The 18,098-nt window shown below is 61.5% G+C and carries 13 protein-coding genes; 1 reads left to right on the top strand and 12 read right to left on the bottom strand.

Annotated elements, in window-relative coordinates:
- A complete protein-coding gene (glgB, locus tag ACA075_RS15315) occupies positions 1-2,232 on the top strand; it encodes a 1,4-alpha-glucan branching protein GlgB (protein ID WP_497293586.1) in 2,232 nt (743 codons plus the stop codon).
- A 142-nt stretch (positions 2,233-2,374) separates the two neighbouring features.
- Here the strand turns inward: glgB and ACA075_RS15310 are convergent, their stop codons facing one another.
- From ACA075_RS15310 to treZ, 12 genes are all read right to left on the bottom strand, one after another.
- A complete protein-coding gene (locus ACA075_RS15310; RefSeq protein ID WP_497293584.1) occupies positions 2,375-3,448 on the bottom strand; it encodes an autotransporter domain-containing protein in 1,074 nt (357 codons plus the stop codon).
- Positions 3,449-3,764: 316 nt separating this feature from the next.
- A complete protein-coding gene (locus tag ACA075_RS15305; protein WP_497293582.1) occupies positions 3,765-4,565 on the bottom strand; it encodes an endonuclease/exonuclease/phosphatase family protein in 801 nt (266 codons plus the stop codon).
- A 253-nt stretch (positions 4,566-4,818) separates the two neighbouring features.
- Positions 4,819-5,577, bottom strand: a complete 759-nt coding sequence (locus ACA075_RS15300; protein WP_497293581.1) for a PIG-L deacetylase family protein — start codon at positions 5,575-5,577, stop codon at positions 4,819-4,821.
- 124 nt (positions 5,578-5,701) lie between these two features.
- Positions 5,702-6,361, bottom strand: coding sequence for a glycosyltransferase family 2 protein (locus ACA075_RS15295; protein ID WP_497293579.1), 660 nt, complete (start codon positions 6,359-6,361; stop codon positions 5,702-5,704).
- Positions 6,358-6,957 carry an SAM-dependent methyltransferase gene (locus ACA075_RS15290; protein ID WP_497293578.1) on the bottom strand — a complete coding sequence of 200 codons (600 nt, stop codon included), beginning with the start codon at positions 6,955-6,957 and terminating at the stop codon, positions 6,358-6,360. Before ACA075_RS15290 ends, ACA075_RS15295 begins: the two co-directional genes overlap by 4 nt.
- Positions 6,954-7,712 carry a PIG-L deacetylase family protein gene (locus tag ACA075_RS15285; protein WP_497293576.1) on the bottom strand — a complete coding sequence of 253 codons (759 nt, stop codon included), beginning with the start codon at positions 7,710-7,712 and terminating at the stop codon, positions 6,954-6,956. Before ACA075_RS15285 ends, ACA075_RS15290 begins: the two co-directional genes overlap by 4 nt.
- Complete coding sequence (locus ACA075_RS15280; RefSeq protein WP_497293574.1) at positions 7,709-8,698, bottom strand: acyl-CoA dehydrogenase family protein; 990 nt, start codon at positions 8,696-8,698, stop codon at positions 7,709-7,711. The genes ACA075_RS15285 and ACA075_RS15280 overlap by 4 nt, the downstream gene beginning before the upstream one ends.
- Position 8,699: 1 nt before the next feature.
- A complete protein-coding gene (gene glgX, locus ACA075_RS15275; RefSeq protein WP_497293572.1) occupies positions 8,700-10,859 on the bottom strand; it encodes a glycogen debranching protein GlgX in 2,160 nt (719 codons plus the stop codon).
- Positions 10,860-11,109: 250 nt separating this feature from the next.
- Positions 11,110-11,427 carry a DUF2934 domain-containing protein gene (locus ACA075_RS15270; protein ID WP_497293570.1) on the bottom strand — a complete coding sequence of 106 codons (318 nt, stop codon included), beginning with the start codon at positions 11,425-11,427 and terminating at the stop codon, positions 11,110-11,112.
- A gap of 21 nt (positions 11,428-11,448) precedes the next feature.
- A complete protein-coding gene (locus ACA075_RS15265; protein WP_497293568.1) occupies positions 11,449-14,226 on the bottom strand; it encodes a malto-oligosyltrehalose synthase in 2,778 nt (925 codons plus the stop codon).
- On the bottom strand, positions 14,223-16,301 hold the full coding sequence (gene malQ / locus ACA075_RS15260; protein ID WP_497293567.1) for a 4-alpha-glucanotransferase: 2,079 nt from the start codon (positions 16,299-16,301) through the stop codon (positions 14,223-14,225). Before malQ ends, ACA075_RS15265 begins: the two co-directional genes overlap by 4 nt.
- Entirely contained in the window at positions 16,298-18,094 is a 1,797-nt protein-coding gene (gene treZ, locus ACA075_RS15255; RefSeq protein WP_497293566.1) for a malto-oligosyltrehalose trehalohydrolase, read from the bottom strand. Before treZ ends, malQ begins: the two co-directional genes overlap by 4 nt.
- Positions 18,095-18,098: the final 4 nt, after the last annotated feature.

The raw sequence follows: 18,098 nt of genomic DNA, 5'->3' as shown, positions 1-18,098 counted from the left end.
ATGAGTTTCTCGAACAAGGAACAGGGTCACGCTAAAGAAGCGCTGCTGCCCAGATCGCGGGATATCGACGCGCTGGTACGCGCTGAACATCACGACCCTTTTGCAATTCTCGGCCCTCACGTCGATGACGCCGGTGGGCAATTCATTCGGGCCTATCTGCCGGACGCGCTGAGTGTGCAGGTACTGGCCAGGGACTCCGGGGAAGAACTCGGCAACCTTGAGGCCACCCAGACACCTGGCCTGTTTGTCGGGCACTTCGATCGGGCTCAGCCCTATCTGCTGCGCACTCGGTGGGCGGGTGGCGAACAGGTTTCCGAGGACCCTTACAGCTTTGGCCCCTTACTCGGTGAGATGGACTTGTACCTGTTCGCCGAAGGCAATCACCGCGACCTCAGCGCCTGCCTCGGCGCGCAGTTGAAGACGGTCGATGGCGTCGACGGCGTGCGTTTCGCCGTGTGGGCGCCGAACGCCAAGCGGGTGTCGGTGGTCGGTGACTTCAACAACTGGGACGGTCGTCGGCATCCGATGCGCCTGCGCCATCCTACTGGGGTCTGGGAAGTGTTCATTCCGCGCCTGCAGGCGGGGGAAACCTACAAATACGAAATCCTCGGCGCCCATGGCATTCTGCCGCTCAAAGCTGACCCGATGGCCCTTGCCACCTCGCTGCCGCCAGACACAGCTTCAAAAGTCGCAGCCCCCTTGAGCATCGATTGGCAGGATCAGGCGTGGATGCAATCCCGTGCCGACCGTCATCTGCCGAGTGCGCCGCTGTCGATCTATGAATTGCACGCCGGCTCGTGGCAATGCGAGCTGGACGATCTGGGTGAAGTAGCACGGCAGTACACCTGGCACGAGCTGGGCGAGCGATTGATTCCTTACGTGAAGGAACTGGGCTTCACCCACATCGAGCTGATGCCGATCATGGAGCATCCGTTTGGCGGTTCCTGGGGTTATCAGCTGCTGTCGCAATTCGCCCCGAGCGCCCGCTACGGCTCGCCGGAAGATTTTGCGGCCTTCGTCAACGCCTGCCACCAGGCGGACATCGGCGTGATCCTCGATTGGGTGCCGGCGCATTTCCCCACCGATACCCACGGCCTGGCGCAATTCGATGGCACCGCACTTTACGAATACGGCAATCCGCAGGAAGGCTTCCATCAGGACTGGGACACGCTGATCTATAACCTGGGCCGCACCGAAGTGCACGGCTACATGCTCGCTTCGGCGCTGCACTGGCTCAAGCATTTCCACGTCGATGGCCTGCGGGTCGATGCCGTGGCGTCGATGCTCTATCGCGATTACTCGCGCAAGGCCGGGGAGTGGGTGCCGAACCGCCACGGTGGACGCGAAAACCTCGAAGCCATCGACTTCCTGCGTCACCTCAACGACGTGGTCAACCTGGAAGCGCCAGGTGCGCTGGTGATTGCCGAGGAATCCACCGCATGGCCGGGTGTCAGCCAAAGCACGCAACAGGGTGGGCTGGGCTTTGACTACAAATGGAACATGGGCTGGATGCACGATTCGTTGCATTACATTCAGCAGGATCCGGTGTACCGCGGCCATCACCACAACGAGCTGAGTTTTGGCCTGGTGTATGCCTGGTCCGAGCGTTTCATCCTGCCGATCTCCCACGATGAAGTGGTACACGGCAAGCACTCGCTGATCGACAAGATGCCGGGCGACCGCTGGCAGAAATTTGCCAACCTGCGCGCCTATTTGAGCTTCATGTGGGCGCATCCCGGCAAGAAACTGCTGTTCATGGGCTGCGAGTTCGGCCAGTGGCGCGAGTGGAATCACGATCAGCAACTGGACTGGTACCTGCTGCAATACTCGGAACACAAAGGTGTGCAGAAACTCGTCGGCGACCTCAATCGGCTGTACCGCGCAGAGCCGGCGATGCATGACCAGGACGACGCGCCGCAAGGCTTCCAGTGGTTGATCGGCGATGATGCGATCAACAGCGTTTACGCGTTCCTGCGCTGGAGCAAGGAAGGGCGGCCGGTGTTGGTGGTGGCGAACTTCACGCCGGTGCCGCGTCAGGCCTATCGCATCGGCGTACCGTTCGCCGGGCGCTGGGGCGAGGTGATCAACAGTGATGCGGCGATGTATGCCGGGTCCAACTATGGCAACAGCGGCGGGGCGTTTACCGAGGAAGAGCCGAGCCATGGGCAGGCGCTTTCGCTGGTGCTGAATCTGCCACCGCTGGCGGTGTTGATCCTGAGTCCGGAGGGTTGATCTAAAACCGCTTTCGCGGGCAAGCCTCGCTCCTACAGGTTTGGTGTCGATCATAAAAATTGCGAACGACACAAATCCTGTAGGCGCGAGGCTTGCCCGCGAAGGCGTCGGATCTGACAAAACATATCTTGAAGTCAGCCAATCACCACCGCATCCGCACACCCAGACTCCCGATCAATCCGTTCAAATCATTTTCATCCACATCACTGCTGTAATCGGCGCTGACGTACAGACTCACCGCGGGCGTGACTCTGGCCACCAGTCCCAAACCCACTTCGACCGTCGATGAGTTGCGGCTGCTGCTGATTTTGTCGACCTGATCGAGTGTCACCGTATTGCCGGTGTACACGGTGTGCCACAAGTTGGTCCGCACATAGGGTTCGACCCCCAGGCCGTTGATGTCGTAACTACCTTTCAACCTTGCGCCGACCCGGCCGCTCCAGGACGTCAGGTCGCTGGACGATGCATTGCCTGAACTGGCATAAGGCGTATCCAGCGTGATGCGCTGATTGATCAACTGCGCTTGCGGTTCGACCACCCAGTTATCGCTCACGCCAATCGGAAAACCACCTTCCACCGACAACGTTACCGCGCTGCCTTCGGTCGCCATCCGCGCGCCCTGGTCGTTACGGCTGTACCCGTTGACCCGGCCGCCACTGGCCGACAAATCCACGTGCCAGCCTTGTGGCCCGGTCAGGCTCCAGTAGGCGCCGAGGCTCTGGCCTTGAAGGTTGAGGGTGTCGTTGTCCGGGTCGGCGAGGGCGCGACTGGTCAACAGGCCGTTGCTGTTGCCTTGTAACTGCGTCATCCCGCCGATCAGGCCAACCCGCTGAGTATGGCCGCTACCACTCTGCAGGGTCAGGATCGCCGGGCCTTTGAATTCGGTGCTGCCAGGGCTGGAAAAACCCTGGGTCATTACATCGGTCTGTGCTTGTCGCGATGCCTGCCCGTACAGCTGGTCCCAGGCCGAAGGCGCGGCATCTTCGATGGTCAGGCGAGAACTTCGTGTATCGGAAGCGGCGCTGAAGTGGCCGGGGTAGGGGGCGGTGATATTGATCGTGGGCAAGGTCATTGCCGGAACATCCTGGCGATACCAGGGGGCGGTTTCATCCTCTGCGGGCCCGGCTTGCACCTCCATGGACGAACACAGCAGCAGAGAACTTGAGACAGTGCAAAAGGTGATTTTGATCTCTTGTTGGGTGAATGAAGTTTTCATGGGGGTCTACCTTGCAATCGCATGCCGTATCTCGCTCTGGCGTCTCTCCTACCCCGAATGAGGGGCGACCGAATGGATTGAGGCAAGCCGCTGGCCGCCCGATTTCGCGGGTGTCTGGAGGTTTGCCCCTGGTGGAATTTCCGGGGGTAGTAACGTGAAGCTAAGAAGACCCTTGACAGGGCGTCAAGAAAATGGCCGATAAGTGGTATGGGTATTTTAGGTCTCACAAGTGACTGATTTTCGGCGTACATCTAAGTTCTTGTTTGTTCGAAAAATCGTCAAAAAGCTCGCGAATTAGAGCTTTCTCACTAATTCGCTACAGATGCACTTCAACCGCCAACGGCAAGTGATCCGACAGGTGCGTCCAGGGTTTATTGCTGAGAATTCGAGGGTTGTGGCTGCTGGCGTTGCGCAGGTAGATCCGGTCCAGGCGCAGTAGAGGAAAACGCGCCGGGTAGGTCTTCGCCGGTCGGCCATTGTGGCGTTCGAAGGCTTCGTGCAGGTAATCGCGCCGGGCCAGGGCGGCGTTGCCTTGCAACTGCCAGTCGTTGAAGTCGCCGGCAATGATCACCGGCGCATTGTCGGGCAGGGATTCGAGCAGTAGGCAGAGCAGTTGGAGCTGCAACTGGCGATGGCTTTCCAGCAAGCTCAAGTGCACGCAGATCGCATGGACTTCAGCGTGCCCTGGCACATCCAGTACGCAGTGCAGCAACCCGCGCCGTTCGGGGCCAGTGATCGAGACGTCGAGATTGCGGTATTCGCGAATCGGGTATTTCGACAGCAGCGCGTTGCCGTGATGGCCATTGGGATAGACGGCGTTGCGGCCGTAGGCGAAATCGCTCCACATGCTGTCGGCCAGGAACTCGTATTGTGAGGTTTGCGGCCAGTCGTTGTAACGGGAAGAATGCCGATCGTGCTCGCCGACCACTTCCTGGAGGAATACAAGGTCGGCCGACGTACTGCGCACCGCGTCACGCAGCTCCGGGAGGATGAAACGCCGGTTGAGGGCGGTAAACCCTTTGTGGGTGTTGACCGTCAGCACCCTCAATCGATGAATCGCCGGGGGCGCGTCCAAGGGCACTGATTCAACGGCTTGCTGCTCGGAATCGCTGGTCACGTTCACTCCTCTGAATCTGGGCTGCTTAGTCATGCGACTGATTCAGCGGCGGGCAGTTCAGAGTGATTCGTCGCCATCAGCCTTCACACAAAAATGTAGCAGCTGCCGAGCCTGCGAGGCTGCGTTCGGCTGCGCAGCAGTCGTGAACTCAGACAACACGATCTGTCAGGCAAAACGCGAACGCAGGGTTTACGACTGCTGCGCAGCCGAACGCAGCCTCGCAGGCTCGACAGCTGCTACAGAGCGTGTCGGGTCAGACGAAGACAACTTCATAGGGCAAACGCATGCGCTCCAGAATCATCCGGGGCAGTAATGGCGCGATGCCGATGGCCGGTTCGCCGTCGAGCTGGCTGGCGTAGGCGTGGGTGGCGTGGCTTTTGCGTGCGACGGTCCAGGTGTCGAGGCGTATTTTGCGCGCACGATGCCAGGGGAACAGTCCTTGATCACGGGTCGGCCAGTGCCAGGCCCAGACGGGCAGCTCGTTGAGCGTCGCACCGACCATGCACGCCGCATTGGCGCTGGCGCGGCCGACCGCGTCATGATCCGAGGTGCCGTCCTCGCGCCAGGTGCTGAACACCACGTCGCCGGGGCGCAAATAACGGGCGATGAATTGAGTCAGTTGCGTTTCACGCTTGGCCAGGGCGTTGTCGGTAAAGCCGCCGCGAATCCACTTCAGGCTGTGCATCGGCAAACCGAGCCGGCGCAAGGCTTCGACGCTTTCCTGGCCGCGAAACACACTCAGGCGTTTCTCTGACCATTGTTGCGAGCCCGGATGGCTGGCGCTGCCATCGGTGATCGAGATCAATTGCAGGGGATGACCCAAGGAGGAAAGGAGCTGAAGCAAGCCTCCACACATGACCACTTCATCGCCAGGATGCGGCGCGATCACCACGGCACGTGCGCCAGTGGGGACCAGGGTCTCGGTGTTGATGACGGGGATGTTGTCCAATTGCAGGGCGCTGTTCCAGACCTGTCCCGGCAAGCTGCTTTCGATGAGGGAAACGGGTTTCATCGGGCTACGTCCTTGTTCTGTTTGAGAGCAATGTGCAGCGCTCCATACCCTGGATTGCCGCGAGCAGAGTATTGCTCAAGTCACGCTATTCGTCGCGTGGTGCTGTCATCTGATCCGGTTTTTTTTAACCAGCCTGTGCCAGGCCTCGCAAATAATCGCCGAAACCACCGCGTGCGCGGCTGTCCAGTCGAGCACTGGTCAGCACTTGCGGGCGATGGCTCCAGGCAATGTTTGCGCCACAGCGTTCGAGTTGCCGCACCAATTGCACATCTTCGTCACAGGCTAGCGGTTCGAAACCGCCGGCGCGCTGATAGGCGTCAGCGCTGATGCCCAGATTGGCCCCATGGATGTGCCGATGACCTTCGCGGGCCTGATAGTGCTGGTGATAGCGAATCTGAGCCGACTCATCGAACGACTCGTGCCACGCCTCCACCGTGACCGTGCCGCACACCGCATCGACGTCGAGGGCCAGTTGCGCCACCAGCCAATCCTGCGCCACACGGCTGTCGGCATCGGAACAGGAAATCCAGCGTGCCCCGCGCTCCAGCAGAAACCGCGCGCCAGCGGCGCGGGCCTGACCGACGTTACGCGCCTCGATCGCCAGACTGTGCACCGGATAAGCACCAACGATCTCCGAGGACCGGTCGGTGCAACTGTCGAGTACCACCAGCACCTCGACGGCTTCACCGCCCAGCCGCTCGTGTTTCGCGGCGAGCAGGGCCGCTTCAAGGCAGTCTTCGAGCAAGTCTTCTTCGTTATGCGCGGGGATCAGAATGCCAATCATCGCAAGCCCTCCAGAGCCGCCACGGAGCGTGGTTCACGACTCCAGAGTTCCAGTAGAAAATCCGCTTCCTGATGCAGGACCAGGCGCGGTAAATGCAAATGTTCGTGCAGCAAGTCATGGACCTGACGGGCATTCAACGGACAGCCGTCGATGGGCGGGCGCCAGTGGCAAGCCAGCAGTTGGCCGTCGGCGGCCAGCGATTGTCCGGCCTGTTCGATCAGGCGTTTCAGGTCATCGGCGTCGAGGTAGTAGCCGATCTCGCTAAGCACGATCAGGTCGAATTTTTCCTCCGGCCAATCGGCAGGCAAGCGACTGTGGCGGACTTCGGCGTGGTCGAACGGGCCGAGTCGGGTGCGGGCGAGCGTCACGGCGGCGGCAGCGGTGTCGCAACACAGCAGACGATTGCAGCGGCTGGCCAAGTCAAAGCTCAGCTCGCCGTTGGCGCAGCCGGGTTCGAAGATCGCGCGGTAGTGTGGGCGGGGCAGTGCGGCGAGGGTGATTGCGCGTTTGCGCTGTTCATACCAACGCTGACGGAACGACCAGGGATCATCGTTGCCGGCAAACAACCCGTCGAAATAGCGATCGTCGACGCTCATACAAACACCACTTCGAACGGTTGCAACAGTCGCTCCAGTACATAGGGCGCCAGCACGGGCGCCAAGCCGACTTGCGGGTCACCCTCCAACTGGCTGGCAAAGGCGTGGATCGCGTGGCGTTTGCGCGCGACCAGGTGCGGGGCGAGGAGGATTTTCCGCGCCCGGTGCCACGGCACGAAACTGTCTTCAGGTGATGCCCAGTGCCAAGTCCATACGGGCAATTCATAGACGGTCGCACCAGCGCGTTTCGCCGCTGTGGCGCTGGCCCGTCCCACGGCTTCGTGGTCGCAGTGGCCGTCCTCGCGCCACGTGGTGAATACCACATCGTTGGGGTGCAAGTGACGTTCGATGAATTCGCTCAATTCGCCTTCTCGATCAGCCACCTGGCTGTCCTTGAATCCGCCTCGCAGCCATTTCAGGCTGTGCAGTGGCACGCCAAGACGCCGCAAGGCTTCGACCGACTCCTGAGGCCGGACCGCGCTCAGGCGTTCCACCGGCCAGCGCTCGGAGCCGGGATGGCTGGCGCTGCCATCGGTGACCGAGATCAGTTGCAAGGGCCGACCGGCGGCGGCGAGCAATTGGAGGAAACCGCCGCAGCCCAACACTTCGTCATCCGGGTGCGGGGCGATGATCACTGCGCGGGCACCTTCCGGCACCAGGCTCAGGATGTCGATCACCGGTAACTGCGCCAGGTGGCTGGAGGTCTGCCACCTATGAAGCGGCGTGCCCTGGCCGACGATAGGGTTGGTTTTCATAACGTCCATGTTCCGGTAATGACGGTTTGGCCGAGGGCGGCGAGGTCCCGCTCGGCGTGGCTTTGGCGCAGGAACACCGGCAGGTCGGCGATCAATCGGGCGAACTGCCGATCCCTACAATAGGGACCTGCGCCGAGGGCGTGGCCGACATGCAGCATGACCTGTTCAGCGGTGTGTTCCACCACCGCCCGGGCGCGCCGGGCCAGCAGTTCGGCGTCGTCCAGCGGCGCGGCGTCGATCATCAGTGCGCTGACCCGCAAGACCTCGGCGGCGGCATGCAGCGCACTGTCGACGGCGCCGAGGTGGGCGAGGGCGTGGGGTTCCTCACGTTGGGCGCAATGGCTGCGCAGGCGTTCGGCGATGCTCTGTGCCGCGCCGTACCAGCAAGCGGCAATGCCGATGCCGCCCTGCCAGAAACCGGGCCGATCCAGGTAATCGCCGCGGTAGCCGATGGCTTGTCCTTCGGCGCCTTCGAACAGCACTTCGACACTGCCAGTGGCGCCCATGCCGACGGCTTGCCAGCCCTCATCGGTAAGGGTCACACCGGGTTGATCCAGCGCCACCGCAACCAGTTGCTGGCAGTCCTGATGATCCCAGGCCGTGAGCAACGCATGACTCAACACCGCCGCACCCGAGCACCAGGCCTTGCGTCCGTTCAGCACCACCATGTGACCTTGCGGACGGACGCGCACCCGCGCCTGTGGCGGTTCGGCGGCCCACATGCCCCACGTGCTGCCCGGCGTTGGCGAGCCACCGAGTTGCTGGATGATCGCCAGCGCATCGGTATGGCCTTCGTACAATTTGCACAACCCCAGGTCATGCCCACCGACTGCAGCCAACCGCTGGAATCGCTCCAGCGTCTGGCCGCCGCCCGGCAGCGCAAGCTGATCGAGTCCAGCCTCCACCAGCGCCCGCAGGCACCGGCCTAACGCCTGAGTATCGGCGTAGTCCGGTGGTTGGCGATCGAGAAAGGCTTGAAGGTCCATTTCACTCTTCTTCCTCATGCTGCAATTCGAACAGCAGCAGCGAACGGCCGGTGACGGAATACTCGTGACCGAACTCGAAGCGTTCCTGCCCGCGAATTGACGGTTGATTGGTGTCGACCATGCACGTCCAGTGATAGCCGTCCGGCACTTCCGGCAAGGTGAAGTTGACGATGTCGTGGTGTGCGTTGACCACCAGCAACAAGGTCGCGTCACCGCCCTTGCGACGGATACCGGTTTCCTGGGCGCGGCCGTCCATCAACATGCCGAGGCAGCGGCCGTGGGCTTCTTCCCACTGCTCGGTGGACATTTCGCTGCCATCCGGGGCGAGCCAGGTCACGTCCTTGACGCCGATGTCCTCGTTGTAATTGCCCACCAGGAAGCGTCCGCGACGCAGGATCGGATAGGCCAGACGCAACTTGATCAGGCGTTTGACAAACTTGAGCAGGGCCTTGCCGTCTTCGCTCAGGTCCCAATTGACCCAACCGATCTCGCTGTCCTGGCAATAGGCGTTATTGTTGCCTTCCTGGGTCCGGGCGAATTCGTCGCCGGCCACCAGCATCGGTGTGCCTTGGGACAGCAGCAGCGTGGCGAAGAAATTGCGCATTTGCCGCTGACGCAATTCATTGATCTCGGGGTCGTCGGTCGGGCCTTCGACGCCGTGGTTCCAGGACAGGTTGTTGTTGCTGCCGTCCTGATTGTTCTCGTCGTTGGCTTCGTTGTGCTTGTCGTTGTACGACACCAGGTCATTCAGGGTGAAACCGTCATGCGCGGTGATGAAGTTCAACGAGGCGTAGGGCCGCCGACCGCGCTGGTTGAACATCTCGCCGGACGCGGTCATGCGGCTGGCGAAGTCCGCGAGTTGGCCGTCGTCGCCTTTCCAGAAGGCGCGCACGGTGTCGCGGAACTTGTCGTTCCATTCGACCCAGCCCGGCGGGAAACCACCGACCTGATAACCGCCGGGGCCGCAATCCCATGGCTCGGCGATCATCTTCACCTGGCGCAGCACCGGGTCCTGGCGACAGGCCACGAGGAAGCTGTGACGTTCGTCGAAACCTTCGTGGTAGCGGCCGAGGATGGTCGCCAGGTCGAAGCGGAAACCGTCCACGTGCATTTCCGTGGCCCAATAGCGCAGGGAGTCGGTGACCATTTGCAGCACGCAAGGGTGACTCAAATCGAGAGTATTGCCGGTGCCGGAATCGTTGATGTAGTAGCGCTTGTCATCGGGCATCAAGCGGTAGTACGAGGCGTTGTCGATGCCGCGCATGGACAGGGTCGGACCTTGTTCATTGCCCTCGGCGGTGTGGTTGTAGACCACGTCGAGGATCACTTCCAGATTGGCCTCGTGCAGGTGCGCGACCATCTCCTTGAACTCGGCGATCTTGCCGCTGGCCAAGTAACGCGGGTCCGGGGCGAAGAACGCGATGCTGTTGTAGCCCCAGTAATTGGTCATGCCTTTGTGCAGCAGATGCTGGTCGTTGACGAAGGCGTGGATCGGCAGCAACTCCACCGACGACACCCCGAGCTTACGAATGTGTTCCAGCACATCATCGACCATCAACCCGGCGAAGGTGCCACGCACGTTCTCGGGGACGGAAGGGTGACGCATGCTGATGCCGCGCACATGGGTTTCATAAATGATCGTCTTGTCCCACGGCACGCTGACGCGATGGTCGTGGCCCCAGGTGTGCGCCGGGTCGATCACCTTGCACTTGGGGACAAACGGTGCGCTGTCACGTTCGTCGAAACTCAAATCGGCATCGGGATGCCCGATGGTGTAGCCGAACAATGCTTCAGACCATTTCAGCTGGCCGACCAATTGTTTGGCGTAGGGGTCGATCAGCAGTTTGTTGTGGTTGAAACGATGACCGTTGGCCGGGTCGTATGGGCCATAGACACGGTAGCCGTAGATCAGCCCTGGATGGGCGTCGGGCAAATAGCCGTGGTAGATCTCGTCGGTGTATTCCGGCAGTTCGATGCGTTCGAGTTCGACCTCACCGGCATCGTCGAAGATGCACAGTTCGACTTTAGTGGCGTTGGCGGAAAACAAGGCAAAGTTGACCCCCAGACCATCCCAGGTCGCACCCAGCGGGAAGGGCAAGCCTTCACGGATTCTCGAGGCCTCGACGTGAGGTTCTGGCGCGGCTTTCTTTGGACTGGACATAGATGCTCCTGCAAAAAAGGTACGGGTGAAAACTGTCACTTACGGTGATTACCCCCTGTGGGAGCGGGCTTGCTCGCGAAGGCGGTGGGTCAGTCAACATTAATGTCGCCTGACTCTCCCTCTTCGCGAGCAAGCCCGCTCCCACAGGGGGACGGTATTTCAATTCACAATGGCTCTTTATTTCGGGCGAGCGAGCCCACGGTGGCCAGCGGGCTGGCCACGAGGTCAATCAGGACGCGATAGTGAAGCGTCAGACAGCAGGCGGTTTGCGCGCTGCTTTAGGCTTCTTCTCTACAGCTTTTTCGCCGGGCGGAATCACCTTCGAGGCCGCAGCAGGCTTGGCCTTGGCTTTCGGCTCGGGGACCTTGCCATTGGCGGCTTTGGCCGCAGCAGGTTTGGCAGCCGTTTTACTGCCCGCAGCCTTGGGCGATTTTTTGGGGGCCAGGGCTTCGGCTTCAGCGAGCTTGCGCGCCATCTCCCAGTGCCGGGCTTCCTGGCCTTCGGGTTTGCCTTCCGATTCCCAGATTTGATAGGCAAACTCGCGAACGCGTTTATCGTCGGTATTCATCGCAATACTCCTGAACTGAACTCAAGCTTGGGTAAACGTTTGAATAAAGATATTGACCGGGAAATCCCCCAGCGCGGCGCTGATGTTCAGCTCCCTGTGGGGTGTGACTGCGGTGCTTGAAAAAAGTCCCTTCAGATTTTCCTCAGAGGCGGTGAACGGTAATTTGACCCGCGTATCGCCCCAGCGCAGAGCGTCAACCTGGGGTTTGGCACTGTTTTCCAGCAGCGGGGCGCAACGTATCGGTACGATCACGATGGCCCGTTTTCCCTGATGTTCGCGAGCAAAGGCCAGCGCTCGGTGAGCCTGGCTGCCAACTACCTCAAGGGCTTGATACGTCCCTCGCCGAAACAGATCCGCATGCTCGGACCGCAGGTTCAACACCTGCTTGATCAGGGTTTGCTTGATGTGCCCGTCACGCCAATTGGCCAACAAGTCGGGCAGATTCAACGGCACCTGCATCGCCTGTTGGCGGCGGGTGTAATCCACCGGCCGGCGGTTGTCCGGGTCCACCAATGAGAAGTCCCAGTACTCGTTGCCCTGGTAGAGGTCCGGGATCCCCGGCACAGTCATTCGCAGCAAGGTTTGCGCCAAACCGTTGATCGCGCCGGGAGCGGCCATCGTTTGAACCGCTTTGCCGAGGGCGGTACGCAACAACTCACCCTCCGGGCTCAGCATCAGACGCTCGATAAAGACCTGCATGGCTTTTTCATACGGCTCGTTCGGCGCGCTCCAACTGCTTTGCAACTTGGCTTCACGCAAGCCTTTCTGTTGCCATTGCCACAGACGCTTGGCGTAGTCCTGAAGCGCGGGCTGATCGTCAACGCGCAGGTCCAGCGGCCAGCTACCGAGAATGGCCTGATAGAGGATCAGCTCATCGCCGGCCGAGGGCATCTGATCGTCGTCACGCAAGGGTCGGGCAAGTGTCCTCCACAGCGGGACTTGCTCGGCGTACCAGGCACTGCGTTCACTCAACACCGCCAACCGCGCGCGGGTGTCTTCGCCGCGCTTGTGGTCGTGGGTGGCAGTGGCCAGCAGGTTGTCCGGAAACTGCTCCAGGCGATTGATGCAGACGGCATGGAAATCGGCGACCGGCGCACTGAATTGCTCGGTGCTGAAGCCCACGTCGTTGCGCGACAGCAGCACCGCCGAGCGATAGAACGCGGTGTCTTCCACCGCCTTGGCCGCAGCGGGTGAAGTCAATTGCTGGAACCGCACGCAGGCATGTTTGAGGATCTTGCGCTGACGGCCCACCGGGCGTTTGCGCCACGGTTCACCGCCGAGCCAGCCGGCCAGGCAATCGAGCACTGGCCAATCGGCCTCGCCCAAGGTTTGCCGTGCTCCGTCCATGGCCTGCTGGAAAAACACATCGTCTTCGGCAGAACGGCCACGCGGGCTGATGTAGGTGCGGTACACCGGGAAGTGCACGATCAGCTCCTGCAACGCCCGACGAATCGCGCCAAGGGTCAGGTCGCGGGTCATCAGGTCGTCCCGGGCCACTTGCAGCAACGCCTGGGCCACACTCTCGAAATCACCGGCCAATGAACCGTTGAGAATCTGCTGACGCGCCAGTTGCGCTTCCTGACGGAAGTCGGCGGGCCGTTCGCTATAGCGATTCCACAGATGGCCCAGGTTTTCCGCGCCTTGTGGATCGTGCTGCAGCAATGACAACTGGTTCATGAATTCGTAACCGGTGGTGCCGTCCACAGACCAGTCGCGGTGCAGGGTTTCGCCTTCGCCGAGGATCTTCTCGACGTAGATCGGCAGGTGCCGGTCTGGCGACAGCGTATCGACCCGACGCCGCAGTTTTCGGCAATAACCGCGCGGATCGGCGAGGCCGTCGATGTGGTCGATGCGCAGACCGTCGACCAGGCCTTCAGCCACTAGCTCGAAGATTTTCGCGTGGGTCGCTTCGAACACGGCCGGGCGTTCTACACGCAAACCGCCCAGCTCGTTGATATCGAAAAACCGCCGCCAGTTGATGTCATCCGCCGCCGTGCGCCAACTGGCCAGGCGATAACTCTGGCGCTCAAGCAAGTGGTGCAGGCGCTGGAAACCCTCGGGCGTCAGCGAATCGTAGGCTGTGAGATTCTGCTGGATGCACTGCAGTAGAGCAGGGTCACTGGCCAGTTCTCGCAGCTCTGCCTTCAACGGTTGCGCAAGGCTGTGAGCATCGGTCTGATAGCTCAAGGCACTGAAACGGTCGGCGAGAAACTTGAGCGGTTCGTCGTCGGTTCGTAGCAGTTCACCGTAGCTCGACGGGCAGATCGGGAAATGATGCTCGTAGTGCTCGACATAAAACGCGCCACGCTGTGCATCGAAGCGCAAGGGCAGGGTGCCGTCCTGCAAGGCGACGCCGTAGTCGCTGCCGAGGAACGGCAACAGCAATTGTCCCTCCATCAACGGGTCGGGCGAGTGCCATTGAATGTCGAAAAACTCGCCGTAAGGGCTCAGGCGTCCCCATTCCAGCAAGTCCAGCCACCAGGGGTTATCGCCGCCACCGACGGCCATGTGGTTGGAGACGATGTCGAGGATCAGCCCCATCTTGTGCTCGCGCAGGGTTCCGACCAATCGGCGCAAGGCGGCTTCGCCGCCCAACTCAGGGTTGACCGTGGTCGGGTCCACTACATCGTAGCCATGCATGGAGCCGGCGCGGGCAGCGAGCAGTGGCGAGGCATAAACGTGGCTGATGCCCAGGCTGGCAAAGTACGGCACCAGCGGCACGGCTTGATCCAGCGTGAAGCCTTTATGAAATTGCAGGCGCAGGGTCGCGCGCAGCGGTTGTATCAATGGGTGATTCATTGGTCACGCTCGCCAGCCTGAAGTCGCGCACAGGCGAGCAATTCCAGGCGCCGGGCGGCGTCCGGGTCATCGAGCAGCGCTTCACTGCCGCCGGGCAAGCGCCGCGACCAGTTGGGGTGCGCATCGATGGTGCCGGGCAGGTTGGCTTGCTGTTCGATGCCCAAGGCATCTTCCAGTGGCAGCAACACCAGCGGCGCGCGGGTATGACCGAGGAAGCGTACCGCCGCGTCCAGTATCTGGTCGGTCTCATGGGACTCTTCGCGGAAGTTTTGCGGGTCTTCGCTCAGCACGCGACGCAGGCCTTCACGCTCGCGTTCACGGTGTTGGCGCCATTCTATTTCACCCGTGGCATCGACCATGCCCAGTCGGGCGTTCCAGTCGATATCACGGCCATGCCACCAGCCATTGAGCGTCGGCAGGTCATGGGTGCTGGTGGTCGCGAGGGCGTTGTCCGGCCAGTCGAGAATCGATTTGAAGTGAGAATTGTCTTGTTCAAACAGCAGCACTCGCATGCCGAGGATTGCGCGCGCGATGAGTTTTTCCCGCAGGCCATCGGCGACCGTCCCGAGGTCTTCGCCCAGGACGATCGCCTGATGACGATGGGATTCAAGGCTGAGCAAACGCAGCAGGTCGTCCACCGGGTAATACAGGTAGGCGCCGTCGGCGGGCGGTGAACCGTTGGGGATCACCCACAGCCGTTGCAGGCCCATGACGTGGTCAATGCGCAAGCCGCCGGCGTGGGCGAAGTTGGCCCGGAGCATTTCGATGAACGCCCGAAAGCCGTTACGCACCAGGCCTTCAGGAGAGAACGCGGAAATGCCCCAGCCCTGGCCGGCGCGGTTGAGAATGTCCGGCGGCGCGCCCACGGTCAATGAGGCGAGCAGTTCGTCCTGGCGACTCCAGGCCTGACTGCCACCGCCGTCGGCACCCACCGCCAGATCAGCGATCAGGCCGATGCTCATCCCCGCGCTGCGGGCGGCGGTTTGCGCACGCTCCAGGCAGCGGGTGATCAACCACTGGCTGAACGCGAAGAAGCCGATGCGCCCGGCGTTCTCTTCGGCAAATTCGGCGAGGGCAGCACTGCGCGGGTCGCGCCATTGTTCCGGCCACTCGCGCCAGTCGAGGGTTTCACCCTTGGCTGCACGGGCTTCTTGAATGGCTTCGAAGCGGCAGTGGTTTTCCAGTGCTTCGCCGGCGGCATGGCGGAAGCTGCTGAAATCGGCATGCAACGGGTGTTCGCCTTGGACGAAGCCTTCGTACAAGGCTTGCAGCAAACGATGCTTGGCTTCAGCGGCCACGGGCCAGTTAATCAGCGGCTGTTCTTCCAGCTGTTGCAGTTCAGCGGCCAGCCCGGTGGCGTCAATCGCGGCACGCCATGCGCGTTCGCCGAGAATCGCGCCCGGCGCGGCGTAGAGGCTGTTGAGAAACAAACGGCTGGACGGTGAATACGGGCTGTAGCGCTGGGTGTCGCTGCCGAACATTGCATGCAACGGACTGATCGCCAGCGCCTCGGCGCCGCGCTCACCGGCCACTCGGGCGAGGTCTTCCAGTGCCTGGGTATCGCCGAATCCGCAGTCGCCGGGGCGACGCAGCGAATACAGCTGCACACTAAGGCCCCAGGTTCGCGGAATCGGACTGTCTACGGCATCGCCGACGCTGTAGCAACGGGTCGGTGCAACGGCCAGGGTAAAGGATTGCCCGTCAATGCTGACATGTTGATACCCGACCGGAACCAGGCCCGGCAGCTTCGCCTCGGCATCCAGTTTCAGGTTGAGCCGTGAGCCATCTTCCAAGTGGATCTCGCATGGCGTTTGCGGCTCAAAGAAATGCGCCAGGTCGAGGCTGACGCCGAAGTCGGCGGTAATGAGCGGCGGCAGGTGCCGGGTCTGTTGCACCTCCTGCAATTGCAGGAGGCTGGCGTCGATTTCCTGTGCGGTGCTGGCAGGGTGGCCGAGTCCGATCAGGACGTTACGCAATACCGAGGGGGCGACTTTCTGCGGGCGGCCGTTGGCGTCGATCCAGTCGACGGCCAAACCGGCACGGCTGGCCAGTATTTCCAGTTGCGCATCACTCATTGGCGCTCTCCATCCGGGGGTAGCAAGGGGGCTGCGGCCGTGAGGCTGACTAGCGCGCAATACGGGGCAAGGGTGCCCTGTTCCAACAGGCCAGCTGACTGTGGCGGAGTTTCGAACAACAACCTGGCGTCGGCCTGTGGGGAGTGGACCACTGGCGTGTCGCTGAGGTTCAGGTCAATGCGCAGCTGTCGGCCATTACCCAGTAGCCAGCGCGCCGTCACGGCACCGTCGGCCAGCACCTCGGCCCCCAAGGCCTGAGCCCCCGGCAGATGCGGAATGATGTGGTCATGGCGAATCCGCAACAGCTGGTGATACAGGCCCTGCATGGCCGATTGCCGGGTGGCGCTCAGTTTTGGCCGCGATGCTTCAAAGGTTTGTTGCGCGTTCGGATCCGGGATCTGTTCGCGTTTATGCGGATCAGCAAAGGCGCTGAAGGCTGCAAATTCACTACGTCGGCCTTCGCGGACCAGTTCCGCCAGTTCACCGTGGTGGCTGGTAAAGAACAGGAACGGCTCCTCGGCCGCGAATTCATCGCCCATGAACATCAGCGGGATCATCGGAGACAGCAGCAACAGCGCAGTTGCCGCTTTCAAGGCTTCGAGGTGGGCCAGTTGATGCAGCCGTTCGCCGAAAGCGCGGTTACCGATCTGGTCATGGTTCTGCAAAAACAGCACGAACGCGCTGGGCGGCAAGTGACCGCTGGGCTCGCCCCGGGTTGTACCGTGGCGGGTCACGTGGCCCTGAAACACGAAGCCCTGGCTCAAGCAGCGCGCCAGTTGTTCCGTGGGGTTGTCGGCATAGTCGGCGTAATAGGCGTCGGTTTCACCGGTCAGCAGAACATGCAACGCGTTGTGGCCGTCATCGTTCCACTGAGCGTCGAAGCCTTCTTCCAACAGGCTGGCCTGGTTGTGTTCGTTCTCGACCGTCAGCCAGACATGCCGCGCCGGATCGGTCTGTTGCCGAACCCGTTGCGCCAGTTCCTGGAGAAAGTCCGGGCTCTCGATGGCGTGCACGGCATCCAGGCGCAAGCCATCGAAGCGGTATTCCAGCAACCACATCAGCGCATTGTCGATGAAGAAGTCCCGCACCTCGCGCCGCCGGAAGTCGATGGCCGCGCCCCACGGCGTGTGTTTGTCTTCGCGAAAGAAGCCCTTGGCGTAGTGATGCAGGTAATTGCCGTCCGGGCCGAAGTGGTTGTAGACCACGTCGAGAATCACCGCCAGACCGTGGCTGTGGGCGGTGTCGATCAGGTGTTTGAGTTGTTCGGGAGTCCCGTAGGACGCTTGGGGCGCGTAGGGCAGAACCCCGTCATAGCCCCAGTTGCGATCGCCGGGAAACTGCGCCAGCGGCATCAGTTCGATGGCGGTGATGCCCAAGTCAACGAGGCGCGCCAGGTGCTGTTCGACTTCGCTGAAGCCGCCGAGCGCACCGACGTGCAATTCGTAGATCACGGCCTCGTTCCAGGGACGGCCGGTCCAGGCACTGTTTTGCCATTGATAGGCGAGGGGATCGACCACCACGCTATGGTCGCCGATATCACCGGCCTGCGCCCGGGAGGCCGGGTCCGGCACCTCCAGTTCGCCATCAATGTTGTAGCGGTAACGCGTACCCGCCGGGCAGCGAGTCTTGATCACGAACCAGCCATCAGCCTGAGGCAGTAGCGGCAAGGATTGTCCATCTTCCAGTTCGACACTGACGTAAAACGCATCTGGCGCCCACAAGGCAAAACGCGTGTGTTCTGCGTCCAGCATGATTGCGCCGTGGGGCCAGGTCTCAAGGGTCCGTAACGGCATCTTC

The organism is Pseudomonas sp. LBUM1663 (genome assembly GCF_059695905.1).
This window is presented reverse-complemented; position numbering and strand designations above follow the sequence as displayed.